General features: G+C 72.3%; 10 protein-coding genes. 4 read left to right on the top strand and 6 right to left on the bottom strand.

The window, feature by feature from the left end; all coding sequences use genetic code 11:
* The first annotated feature begins 3 nt into the window (after window positions 1-3).
* The 3 genes from VGP36_24365 to VGP36_24355 all read left to right on the top strand — a co-directional run bounded on the left by VGP36_24365 (window position 4) and on the right by VGP36_24355 (window position 2606).
* Entirely contained in the window at window positions 4-477 is a 474-nt protein-coding gene (locus tag VGP36_24365; GenBank protein HEV7657848.1) for a DUF5999 family protein, read from the top strand.
* A gap of 128 nt (window positions 478-605) precedes the next feature.
* A complete protein-coding gene (locus VGP36_24360; protein ID HEV7657847.1) occupies window positions 606-1211 on the top strand; it encodes a response regulator transcription factor in 606 nt (201 codons plus the stop codon).
* Window positions 1212-1385: 174 nt separating this feature from the next.
* Window positions 1386-2606 (top strand): histidine kinase, encoded by a 1221-nt coding sequence (locus VGP36_24355; GenBank protein ID HEV7657846.1) that lies wholly within the window; start codon window positions 1386-1388, stop codon window positions 2604-2606.
* A gap of 300 nt (window positions 2607-2906) precedes the next feature.
* Here VGP36_24355 and VGP36_24350 read toward each other — a convergent pair whose 3' ends face one another.
* The 6 genes from VGP36_24350 to VGP36_24325 all read right to left on the bottom strand — a co-directional run bounded on the left by VGP36_24350 (window position 2907) and on the right by VGP36_24325 (window position 10695).
* A complete protein-coding gene (locus VGP36_24350; GenBank protein HEV7657845.1) occupies window positions 2907-4862 on the bottom strand; it encodes a phytase in 1956 nt (651 codons plus the stop codon).
* Window positions 4863-5059: 197 nt separating this feature from the next.
* Complete coding sequence (locus VGP36_24345) at window positions 5060-6061, bottom strand: ABC transporter permease (protein ID HEV7657844.1); 1002 nt, start codon at window positions 6059-6061, stop codon at window positions 5060-5062.
* Window positions 6058-7026 carry an ABC transporter permease gene (locus VGP36_24340; protein ID HEV7657843.1) on the bottom strand — a complete coding sequence of 323 codons (969 nt, stop codon included), beginning with the start codon at window positions 7024-7026 and terminating at the stop codon, window positions 6058-6060. Before VGP36_24340 ends, VGP36_24345 begins: the two co-directional genes overlap by 4 nt.
* Window positions 7019-8551 (bottom strand): sugar ABC transporter ATP-binding protein, encoded by a 1533-nt coding sequence (locus VGP36_24335; protein ID HEV7657842.1) that lies wholly within the window; start codon window positions 8549-8551, stop codon window positions 7019-7021. The genes VGP36_24340 and VGP36_24335 overlap by 8 nt, the downstream gene beginning before the upstream one ends.
* 72 nt (window positions 8552-8623) lie before the next feature.
* The gene (locus VGP36_24330) at window positions 8624-9703 is read right to left on the bottom strand and encodes an ABC transporter substrate-binding protein (protein ID HEV7657841.1); all 1080 of its coding nucleotides are present in this window, start codon (window positions 9701-9703) and stop codon (window positions 8624-8626) included.
* A gap of 191 nt (window positions 9704-9894) precedes the next feature.
* Entirely contained in the window at window positions 9895-10695 is an 801-nt protein-coding gene (locus tag VGP36_24325; GenBank protein HEV7657840.1) for a DeoR/GlpR family DNA-binding transcription regulator, read from the bottom strand.
* Between the two features lie 281 nt (window positions 10696-10976).
* Between VGP36_24325 and VGP36_24320 the strand changes: the two genes are divergently transcribed.
* Window positions 10977-12335: arabinofuranosidase catalytic domain-containing protein (locus VGP36_24320; GenBank protein HEV7657839.1), on the top strand; the 1359-nt coding region annotated here is incomplete at its 3' end.

The following is a 12335-nucleotide window of genomic DNA, read 5'->3' as shown; positions in this document are numbered from 1 at the left end:
GTCATGGGCTTCACCCGGCGCGTCGTTGTCCACGGCCCGGCTCTCTGCGGCATCGGCGTGCTGGTGCTGGTGGTGGTCCTCCTGCGCGCCCGGGCACCCCGGGCGACGGACCACACGCCAGGAGAAGCGCAGGACACGACGGGAGACGTGGCGCGCCTGGATGAGGCGCAGGCTCGAAGGAAGCGGATGGTGCACCGGCGCCCGCGCCGGGTCATCATCCGAAAGTCCGCGTCCGAGGTGACCGTCATGTGTCAGCACCGTCCGTCCTGCCCGCCCGCCCACGCTCCCGACCGGGACGCCGCCCACGTGGTCGCGGACCATCCCGACCAGGGCTGGAGCCTGCTGTGTAACGGGGTTGTCCTGTTCGACGACCTCGGCGAGATCCTCCCCAACGGCGCCGTGACCGACGAACAGCAGGCCGACCAGCCCGAGCTGCACGTCGCGTCGCCCCATCGGGCAGCCCACCGGGCAGCCTGACACCGCCGATCGAAGCGCGGGTGCCTCGTCCGGTTCCCCCCATTTGGGGCAATCCCGGACCGCAGTCGCCGGTTACTCTCCGACAGAGAGCTGTGCAAGGGAATAGACCCTTTGTCCGGGGGCCGATGATGATCAGTGTGCTGCTGGCCGAGGACATGCACATCGTTCGCGCGGCCCTCGTCGCACTGTTGGGTATGGAGCCGGACATCAAGGTGGTCGCCGGGGTCGCCTCCGGCGACGAGATCGTGCCGACGGCCCTGCGGCTCCGGCCCGACGTCGCCGTGATCGACGTCGACCTTCCCGGGTTGGACGGGCTGTCCGCGGCCGAGCAGCTGCACGAGCTGCTGCCGGACTGCCGGACCGTGATCCTCACCAGCATGGGCCAGCCCGGCATCATGCGCCGGGCCCTGTCGGCCAAGGTCTGCGGCTTCCTGGTCAAGGACGCGCCCGCGACCGAGCTCGCCGACGCGATCCGCAAGGTCGCGGCCGGACTGCGGGTGATCGACAACCAGCTGGCGCTGGACGCCTGGGACACCCGCACGTGCCCGCTGACCACCCGGGAGCTGGAGGCCCTCCGGCTCTGCTCCGAGGGGCACGGCGTCGGCGAGATCGCCACCCGGCTGTGCCTCACCAAGGGCACCGTGCGCAACTACCTCACCTCGGCCGCGGCGAAGCTGAACGCGCGCAACCGGGTCGATGCGATCCGCATCGCCGACGACGCCGGCTGGCTGTAGGACCGGCCCTTCCGCAGCGCCGATGGCGACGCGTGGAGACGTCCGTACCCAGGTCCGGCCTTATCACGTGATTACCGGGAGCGCCTCCCGGGGAGGTATTGAGACGGACATGGTGGCCGCTCAGCAGCGACCCGGCCCCAGGCCAGCCCGTTTCGGAAGGCGTGACGACGCATCATGGAGAGTGCTTGCCCTGACGTCGGCGACCGGCCCGACTGGGCCTCCGGCACCGGCGCCATCCCGGAAGGTTGGCTCTTCGCGCCGCGGCTGGCCCGGGCGCTGGTGGCCGTCGTGTTCGCCGGCCTCGGCACCGTCGCGGTGCTCCGGATCTTCACCGCACCGGACGCCGGACCCCACCAGGCGCTCGCGGTCGGGTACCTGCTGGTCCTGCTGGCGGCCCAGCTGCCGTTCCTGCGCCGGCTGCCGGCGTCGTACCGCAGCCCGCTCGGCGCCACCGCGCTGGTGGCGCAGGGCGCCCTGGCGTACCTGCCGTTCCTGGAGTTCGGCCGGTCCTGGGCGGGCATGCCGGGCTTCCTGGCCGGCAGCTGCCTGCTGGCGCTGCCCCGCGTCGCCGCCTGGACCGCGTTCGTCGCGGTCGTCGCGAGTACGGCCTGCATCCAGGACGTCCTCGCCGGCACCCGGTTCGAGACCGCGTACGGCACGGTCGCCACCGTGATCACCGGCCTGCTCGTGTACGGGCTGGCCCGGCTGGCCGCCCTGGTCGAGGAGCTGCGCGACGCCCGCGCCGAGGTGGCCCGGCTCGCGGTCGCCGGTGAGCGGCTGCGGGTCTCCCGGGACCTGCACGACCTGATCGGCTACAGCATCTCCGCGATAGCGCTGAAGAGCGAGCTCACCGGCCGGCTGATCCGGACCAGCCCGGACCAGGCCTGCGAGGAGAACAACGAGGTCCAGGACATCTCCCGCCGGGCGCTCGCCGACGTACGCGCGGTCGCCCGCGGCTACCGGGAGATGTCCCTGGTCGAAGAGGTGTTCTCGGCCCGGTCGATGCTGCTCGCGGCCGACATCAGGACGCGGGTGGACGTCTCGGGGACCGACATGCTGCCCCAGGACGTCGGGACGGTGCTCGCGATCGTCCTGCGCGAGAGCGTGACCAACGTCCTGCGCCACAGCGAGGCGACGACCTGCGAGATCGCGGTCCGGCGGGTGGGCGGCTGCGTCACGCTCGGGATCACCAACGACGGGGTCACGGACCACCTGGGCGAGGGCCCCGACGGCGGCTCCGGTCTGGACAGCCTGTCCGCCCGGATGGCCACCGTGAACGGGCGGCTCAGCACCGAGACGCTGTCCGGCGACCGCTGGCGGCTGCGCGCGGTGGTCACCCTGGACCGGCAGCGCACGCCCGTCGCGGCCGAGCCCAGCGCCGAACGGGCCTGCTGACGCCCGGCGACTCAGACGAGCTCGCCGTCCTCGGCGACGGGGGCCGCCGGCAGCGATGTGACCAGGCCGCGGGCCGGGGTGCGGACGGCAGGATCGCCGAGCGCAGCGTGGTCTGGCCCGAGCTCGCCGCCGCCTCCAGGGCGAACTCCAGCTGCTCGACCAGACCGCCGGGACCGCGGACGCTCCATTCGTCGGGAGCCGTCCTTCCGGCCCCGTCGCCGTCCAGCGCGAGGGCCGTCCCCCGCGCGAGTGTCAGCCTTGCGCATTGAGGCCGACGGCGCAGGGATTCGACAGAACCGGCTACGCCGGGGCGAGGGCGATCGTCACCGAGGCGGCGCGGGAGGGGGCGTCGGTGGTGGCGGTGAGACCGCCCGCGGTCCCGGCCGGGACGGCGCCGCCGCTGTCGGCGAGCAGCGAGGTGATCCGGCCGCCGCCGGTGCCGAGGGGTTCGGCGCGGACGGTGACGCCGGCGGGAGCCGTCCAGGCCGTCGTCGTGGCCGACTTGTCGGCCCAGTAGGAGACGACCCAACCGCCCGCCGGCACGGTGACCACCGGCGTCGGGTGACCGAGCGTGTTGGCCGTATCCGAGCGGGTGGCGACGACCGGGTTCGCGGCCGTACCGCCGTACGCGGCGAGCTGCAGGGCGACCTTGGTCGTCGCGCTGAGGCCGAGCGCCACCCGGCTCCCCGCGTCGCCAGGAGCCGCGGCCTTCTTCCACACCAGGGTCCGCGCGGAGGCGGTGACGAAGTTCGCGACCTGGGTCCAGCCGGCGGGCGCGGTGACCGTGGTCGTGGTGATGTTGAGCGTCGCGTACAGCAGCAGCCCGTCGCCGGCCTGCACCGCGGCCGGCACGGTGACGCCGGGGGCCGTCCCGTTGACGACGGTGGACGCCTCACCGCGGAAGGCGATGGCGCCGGCGACCGAGCCGGCCACCACCGGATGCGTGACCGCGCCGGTGGCGCCGGCGGAGTCGGTGACCGTCAGCGTGACCTGGTACGTCCCGGCGGCCCCGTACGCGTGCGCCGGCCGGACCCCCGATCCGGTGGACCCGTCCCCGAAATCCCAGTGGTACGAGGCGATCGCGCCCTCGGCGTCGGACGAGCCGCTGCCGTCGAGGGTGCAGGACAGCCCGGCGCAGGAGGAGGTGAAGCGCGCGGTCGGCGGCGTGTTCGCGGGCGGCTGCTGGTTCAGCCCGACCACCCGCTCCAGCGGGACGAACTTGAAGTTCTGGTTCCCGGAGACGCCCGGCACGGAGTTGTTGTTGTCCTGGCAGACGAACATGCCGTTCGGGAACGCCGGTCCCATGTTCTGGGCGACCGCGTCGATGCCGTCGGTGCGGCCGCAGCCGTCGACGGTGGCGCCGTTGACGACCCGGAACGTCCGGACGAACGCGTTGGCGCCCTGCCGTTCGTACACCGCGTAGAAGTTGGCCGTGTTCGACGCGGCCTGGGACGAGGCCATCAGGTAGCCGGTGCCGTTCGGCTGGTAGACGATCGTGAGGCCCTCGATGTCCGGCACCAGCCGGCCGCCGCTGGTGGTCACCGAGTCGACCAGCACGCGGTCGGCCGGGGTCGTCCCGGCGGTGGGCTCGGCGCCGTACTTCCAGATGCCGACGCCTTCCTCACTGACGTAGAGGTCGCCGAGGCCGTCGTCGGCGACGCAGCCCTCGACCTCGGTGCCGACGTCCCAGGACCGCACCAGCCGGCCGTCGATCAGGCCGTCGCCGTCGGTGTCCCCGAGCTCGAACTGGGCGATCCGGCCGTCCCGCGCGTCCACGAACGCCGAGAGCCGGCCGGTGGACGGGCTGTGGTAGAGGCAGAAACCCTCACCGCTGAACGGCGCCTTGATGCTGCCGGTCGGGTCGTCGGTGATGTTGCTGAGCGTCCGGGTGGCCGGGTCGATGCGGTAGAACCGCAGCCCCAGCCGGTAGACGCCGACGACGTCCACGGTGCCGGCGCCGGTCGGGACCGCATGCCGGACGTCGACGTTGCCGAAGAACCCCTCGGTGATGCGCTGGATCCGGGTGCCGGCGAGGTCGTACACCTCCAGCGAGCCACCCTTGTCGTTGCCGATCACGGCCGAGCGGGCCGGGTCGGCCGCATTGACCCAGATCGCCGGGTCGTCGGCCGCGTCGCCGGTGCTGAGGACCGGGGCGGTCTCCACCGTCGCGGTCGCGTTCCCGGTCGGCTGGACCACCGCCGCGCCGGCCGGAGCCGCGGGCATCGCCGCCATCGCGACCGCCAGCAACACACCCACGCCACCCGCGACCCATGTCTTACGCACCACCGAGACCGCCCCCCAGACCCGCCCACCGACCATCCGGAGCGTAGCGACCAACCGGAACCACCACAGGCGAATGCGCTCAGCCGGTGCGGGTCTCACCTACCGCGGCGGACCGGGGAGCGTGCCGTCCGAGCAGAGGACGATGTTCTCGCCCATGGCAGCAGGGTCCTCTACAGGCGCTGCTCCCGGCTCAGGTACGCCTGGATGACCACGACCACCACGAGGAACCCGCCGCTCACCACGGACTGGTACGACGACCCGAGGGTCCCGATCTGGTTGATCACGTTCTGGATCACCCGCAGCAGCAGGACGCCGCAGAGCGTGCCGCCGATCGTGCCGGCGCCGCCGGTGAGCAGCGTGCCGCCGATGACGACCGCGGCGATCGCGTCGAGCTCCAGGCCGACGCCGACGATCGTCACCCCGGACCCCGAGTACGCCGCCGCCAGCGCCCCGGCCAGCCCGGCCAGCAGCCCGCTGGCCAGGTAGAGCAGCATCGTCCGGCGCGCGACCGGCAACCCCATCAGCAGCGCCGCGTCCCGGCTGCCGCCGATGGCCAGCACCGAGCGCCCGGTCCGGGTCCGCTGCAGCACGAGCGCGCCGAGCGCGAACAGCCCGACCGCGATCCAGACCGGCCAGCCGAGCCCGAGGAACGAGCCCTGCGCGGCCCGCACGAGCAGCGAGTCGCTGGGGATGATCCGGGTGATGGAGCCCTCGTCGGTGATCACCAGCAGCAGCCCGCGCGCGCCGAGCAGCGTGGCCAGCGTGACGATGAACGGCGCCAACCGTCCATATGCGACCAGCACGCCGTTGAGCAACCCGATCGCCCCGCACACCAGCAGGGGCAGCAGCAGCGCGGCCAGGCTCCCCCACCGGATCCCGTACGCCGCCAGCACACCGCCGAGCGCGAACACCGACCCCACCGACAGGTCGATGCCGCCACTGAGGATCACGAACGTCATGCCCAGCGCGACGATCGCCAGGAACGAGCTCTGGATCGCGATGTTCTGCGCGTTGCCCGTGGTGGCGAAGGAGTCGAAGGCGAACGAGGACACGATCACCATGAGCAGCAGCACGATGTAGGCGCCGCTGCGCTGGACGACGGCCGCGATCCGCTCCCGGCGGCCGGTGCCGGCCGCCGCGTCCTGCGCCGGCACCGTGGAGACCAGGCTCATGCCGCACCCGCCCGTCGCTCGCGCTGCGCGTACACGGCCAGGACGATGATCGCGGCCTGGACGAGCTGGGCGATCGAGTCCGGCAGGTCGTTCTTGATCAGCGTGGCCCGGATCAGCTGGATGAGCAGCGCCCCCATCACCGTGCCGAGGATGCGGACCCGGCCGCCGGACAGCGAGGTGCCGCCGACGACGACCGCGGTGATCGCGCTCAGCTCGTAGAGGTTGCCGATCGAGGACGGGTCGCTCGCGGTCAGCCGGGCCGTCGCGACGATGCCGGCCACCGCGGCCAGCAGTCCACTGAGGACGTACGTGACGATGAGGACCCGCCGCACCGGCAGCCCGGCCAGCGCGCTGGCCGACCGGTTGTCCCCCACCGCCACCAGCCGCCGCCCGAACGTCGTGTAGCGGACCAGCAGCCCGACCGCGATCGAGAGCACGGCCGCCAGCCAGACCACGTACGGGATCCCGGCCGCGTCGCCGGAGCCGAAGGAGAGCAGCGCGTCGTTGCGGATGTCCTTGATCTGCCCGTCCACGAGCACGATCGCCAGGCCGCGGCCGCCCACCAGCAGCGCCAGCGTGGCCACGATCGGCTGGATCCGCACCACCGCGACCAGCACGCCGTTGAGCAGCCCGGCCACCGCGCCGGCCAGCAACGCGGTGACGACGCCGGCGACCAGGCCGTAGCCGAGGTAGAGCGGCAGCAGCGCGGCCGCGATCGCCATCACCGAGCCGACCGAGAGGTCCACGCCCTCGGTGCCGATCACCATCGCCATCCCGAGCGCGACGATGACCACCGGCGCGACCTGGACCAGCTGGGTGGTGACGTTGGAGACGGTGGCGAAGTTGGCGGTGAACGCGAGGTTGTAGACCAGCAGCAGGACGACCGCGGCGTACACGCCGTTGTCGCGCAGCCAGCGCCGGGCCGTGGCCGTGTCGACGGTCCGCCGCGCCACCGCCTCAGCCATCGGACTCCTCCGCCGCCAGCGCGTCCAGCAACGCCTCCTCGGTCACCTGGTCCCCGCGCAGCGTGGCCACCGCGCGCCCGTCCCGCAGCACCACCACGCTGTCGGACCCCTCCACCACCTCGTCGAACTCGGACGAGATCAGCACCACCCCGAGCCCCTCCGCGGCCAGCTCGTCGATCAGCCCCTGCACCTCGGCCTTGGCCCCGATGTCGATGCCGCGGGTCGGCTCGTCCAGCAGCAGCAGCTTGGGGTTGCGGGCCAGCAGCCGGGCCAGCAGCACCTTCTGCTGGTTGCCGCCGGAGAGCTCGCCGACCTTCTGGTCCGGGCTGGAGGCCTTGATCCGCAGCCGGGAGACGAACCGGTCCACGATCGCGTCCTGCTTGCGGCGGGAGACGATGCCGGCCCGGGACAGCGCCGGCAGCGCCGCGAGCGCGATGTTGTCCCGTACGGACAACCCGGGCACGATGCCGTCGGCCTTGCGGTCCTCCGGCAGCATCACCACCCCGGCGGCGATCGCGGCCGGGACCGAGCCGGTGCGGATCCGCCGTCCGGCCACCGTGACCGTGCCGCCGTCGAGCGGCATCGCGCCGGCGATGGCCCGGGCGGTCTCGCTCCGGCCGGCGCCGAGCAGGCCGCCGAGACCGACGATCTCCCCCGGCCGTACGGTCAGTGAGACGCCGTCGAGGACGTGCCGGCGGGTCAGCCCGACCGCCTCCAGCACCGGGGCCTCGCCGGTCGCGACCGAGGACTCGCCCTCGAACCGGGTGGTGCCCTCCCGCCGGACCTCGTCCAGGTCGCGGCCGAGCATCGCGGCGACCAGCCGCAACCGGGGCAGGTCGGCCAGCAGTCCACTGTGGACGACCCGGCCGTCGCGCAGCACGGTGACCCGGTCGCAGATCCGGTACAGCTCGTCCAGCCGGTGACTGACGTAGAGCACGGCCACGCCCTGGGACTTCAGCCGCGCCACCACCTCGAACAGGGTGGCCACCTCGGCGGCCTCCAGCGAGGAGGTCGGCTCGTCCATGACGACGGCCCTGGCGTCGACCGCGACCGCGCGGGCGACGGCGACCATCTGCTGGGTACCCAGGCCGAGCGTCCGCAGTGGACGGCTGACCTCCGCGTCCACCCCGAGCGAGCCGAGCAGCTGGGCCGCGGCCGCGGTCATGGCCCGGTGGTCGACCAGCCCGAACCGGTTGCGCGGCTCCCGGCCGAGGAAGATGTTGGCCGCCACCGACAGCAGCGGGACCAGGTTGACCTCCTGGTAGATCGTGCTGATCCCGGCGGCCTGGGCGTCCAGCGGCCGGCCGAAGCGGACCGGCTCGCCCCGGTACACCAGCTCCCCGTCGTCGGGCTGGTAGACCCCGGTGAGCAGCTTGATCAACGTCGACTTGCCGGCGCCGTTCTCCCCGACCAGCGCGTGCACCTCGCCGGCGCGCAGCTGGATGTCCACACCGGACAGTGCGACGACCCCGGGGAACCGCTTGCCGACGGCGCGCGCCTCGAGCACGGGGTTGCCCTCGGTCACGGGGCGTCCTCCTCGGGGTCGGGCTCAGGGCCGGACCGACGTGCGGTCCGGCCCTGAGGGGGCGTGTACGGCCTAGTACGCGTTGGCGACCTCGGACGAGGCGTTGTCCTTCGTGTAGAGCTTGTCGGAGATGATCACGTTCTCCGGGATCGAGGTCCCGTTGTAGAAGTCGGTGAGCGTCTTGAACGCCAGCGGGCCGAACCGCGGGTTGGACTCGACGACCGCGGCCATCTCACCGTCGACGATCTTCTGCACCGCGTTGCGGGTGCCGTCCACCGAGACGACCTGGACGTCCTTGCCGGGGGTCTTGCCCGCGCTCTTCAGCGCCACCAGCGCGCCCAGCGCCATCTCGTCGTTCTCCGCGTACACCCCGGTGATGCCGGGCTGGGCGGCGATGATCTGCTCCATCACCGTCTGGCCCTTGTCCCGGGCGAAGTCGCCGGTCTGCTGGGCGACCACCGTGATGCCGGGCGAGCTGGCCTTGAGCTCGTCGACGAAGCCCTTGGTCCGGTCGGTGGTGACGTTGTTGCCGGAGGAGCCGAGCAGGATCGCGACCTTGCCCTTGCCGCCCATCGCCGTCGACATCTGCTGGGCCGCCTTCTTGCCCTGCTCGACGAAGTTGGAGCCGAGGAACGCCACGTACGTGTCGCAGGCGGTCGCGTTGATCTTCCGGTCGATCGTCAGCACCGGGATCTTCTTGGCCTTGGCCGCGTTGAGCGCCGGCTCCAGCCCGTCGGAGTTCAGCGGCGCCACGATCAGCGCCTGCGCACCCTGGTTGATCATGTCTTGGATGTCGGAGATCTGCTTGCTCAGCTGGGAGTTCGCGTTGGTGGTGAGCAGCTTCTTCACGCCGAGCTTCGAGGCCTCGTCCTTGATGGACTGCGTCTCGGCGATCCGGAACGGGTTCGCCTCCTTCTCCGACTGGGAGAAGCCGACGGTGGCCTGGGTCAGGTCCAGCTTGGTCGCCCCGTACGTCTGCAGGGTGCAACCGGGGCCGGCCGACGCGCTGGGCGTCTCGACCACCTGGGCGCCGCCGCTGCTCGAACCGCTGCCGCTGCTGGCGGTGGAGTCCTCGGACTTGGCGCAGGCGGTCAGCGCGAGCGGGAGGCAGACCAGGGCTGCCGTCAGGTACCGGGCGCGGCGAACGGTCATGCGGCCACTCCTCGTCGCCAGTGGGCCGCAGGACGACCCGGAACTCGGGATGCGCACCCGGCAACGCGTGACGACCTACTCGGCACGCCCATGTGACCGCTCTCACGCTCCCGCTTGGGCATGATTCAGTCACATCCGAAACAGAGCTGTCAATAACGGATCTCCGACAGTCCGATCCCGACCGAAAGCTGTCAACTACGGGCCGAGCTCGGCTCCTCGGCGGCCTGCGTCGAGGCGACGTGCACCTGGATGCCGGCCGAGCCCAGCTCGGCCAGCTGCGCCGGATCGGCCCGGTCGTCGGTGACCAGGTGCACGATGTCGGCCGGCGGGACGGTCTGCATGGTCGCGTCCACGCCGATCTTCGTGTGGTCGGCGAGCACGACGATCTCCCGGCCGGCCGCGGCCAGGGCCCGGTCCACCCCGGCCACCGCGACGTTCGGGGTGGACAGTCCCCGGGCGGCGGTCAGGCCGTTGCCGGAGATGAACGCACGGGTGCCGCGGACCGAGGACAGCGCCTGCTCGGTCATGCTGCCGACCAGCGCGTGGATCGAGCCGCGCAGCGAGCCGCCGGTCATCACGACCTCGACGCCCCGGGCGCGGGCCAGCGCCTGCGCGACCATGAGCGAGTTCGTCACCACGGTCAGCTCGGCGAACGTGGTCAGGCGCCGCGCGAACGCCTGGGTGGTGGTGCCGGCCCCGATCACCAGCGCGTCGCCGTCGCTGACCAGGGACAGCGCGAGCTCCGCGATCGCGGCCTTCTCCGCCGCCGCGACCTGCGCCTTCTCCGAGTACGACGGCTCGTGGGCGAGGCCGCCGGGCAGCACCGCGCCGCCGTGCCGGCGGTCGAGCAGGCCCTCGGACTCCAGCGCGCGCAGGTCCCGGCGCACCGTCACTTCCGAGGTCTGCAGTTGCCGGGCGAGCTCGCGCAACGAGATCGCCCCGCTGGACCGGACCAGGTCGAGGATGCGTTGCCGCCGCTCCGCCGCGAACACGGGCACCACAGTAGCGGCGGCGAGGCACTTTTTGATCGGTTCCGACCGAATGCCCCGGCGCCCGGCTCCCCGACGCTCGGCCCGGAAGCCTGTGCCGGTGGGAGATCCGGCCGGCGACGCGGATCGAGACCGTGTTCGGTTCTGATCGGGCTGTTGACAATTGCTGGCGCCGGGCGGACGGTATCGATCACAGAGTGCTCAGAACGGACCGTCTGTCCCGAGGTGTCCGCTCGCTGCCCGAGCGCCTCCGAGTCGACGCCGACCCGAAAGAGGTGATCCCGGTGCCTCCACGCCACCCGTCCGGCCGCCGGAGTCCGCTCCTGCCGTTCCTCGCCGTGCTCGCGCTGGCCCTGCTCGGCCTGGTCGGCGTCGCCGGCCCGGCCCAGGCGGCCACCCTGCCGTGCGACATCTACGGCTCGGCCGGGACGCCGTGCGTGGCCGCGCACAGCACCGTCCGGGCGCTGTTCGGCACGTACAGCGGCCGGCTCTACCAGGTCCGCCGGGCCTCCGACGGCGGCCTGACCGACATCGGCACGCTCGCCCCGGGCGGGTACGCCAACGCGCCCGCGCAGGACGCCTTCTGCGCCAACACCAACTGCATCATCACGGTCATCTACGACCAGTCGGCGCGGCACAACGACCTGACGATCGAGGGTCCGGGCGGCGCCGGCGGGCAGGACGTCGGCGCGAACGCGGCCGCGCTGCCGATCGTCGCCGGCGGCCACCGGGTCTACGGCGTCTACGTCAACGGCACCACCGGCTACCGCGACAACACCACGAACGGCGTCGCGACCAACGGCGCCCCCGAGGGTATGTACATGGTCGCCAGCGGCACCCACGTCAACGCCGGCTGCTGCTTCGACTACGGCAACGCGGAGACCAACACCCAGGACACCGGCAACGGCCACATGGACGCGGTCAACCTCGGCACCGAATGCTTCTTCCCGCCCTGCACCGGCGGGGGTCCCTGGGTCGAGGCCGATCTGGAGAACGGCCTCTTCTCCGGCGCCAACGGGTCCGACACCGCCAACCTCGGCAACGGCAGCCCGTTCGTCACAGCCCTGCTGAAGAGCAACCCGACGTCGTACGCGATCAAGGGCGGCAACTCCCAGACCGGCGGGCTGTCGACCTGGTGGAACGGCGCCCTGCCCAACCGCGGCGGCTACATCCCGTTGAAGCAGGAGGGCGCGATCGTCCTCGGCACCGGCGGCGACAACAGCAACCGATCGATCGGCTCGTTCTTCGAGGGCGTGCTGACCGCGGGGTTCCCGTCCGACGCGGCCGACACCGCCGTGCAGGCCAACGTCGTCGCAGCCGGGTACGGCGGCAACAGCGCCGGCAACAACGGCGCCACGATCGCGGGTCCGGGCGGCAAGTGCGTGGACGTCGCCGCCGACGACAGCGGGATCGACCTGGCCCCCGTCCAGCTCTGGGACTGCCAGTCCTTCGCCGCGGACCAGCACTGGATCCACAGCTCCGACCGCTCCCTGATGACGCTGGGCCGGTGCCTGGACATCAACGGCAACGGCACCGCCAACGGGACCCAGGTCGAGCTGTTCGACTGCAACGGCATCGGCGGCCAGAAATGGGTCCAGCAGGCCGACGGGTCACTGCGCAACCCGCAGTCCGGCCGCTGCCTG

This window comes from Mycobacteriales bacterium (genome assembly GCA_035995165.1).
Classification (GTDB): Bacteria; Actinomycetota; Actinomycetes; order Mycobacteriales; family CADCTP01; genus CADCTP01.
This window is presented reverse-complemented; position numbering and strand designations above follow the sequence as displayed.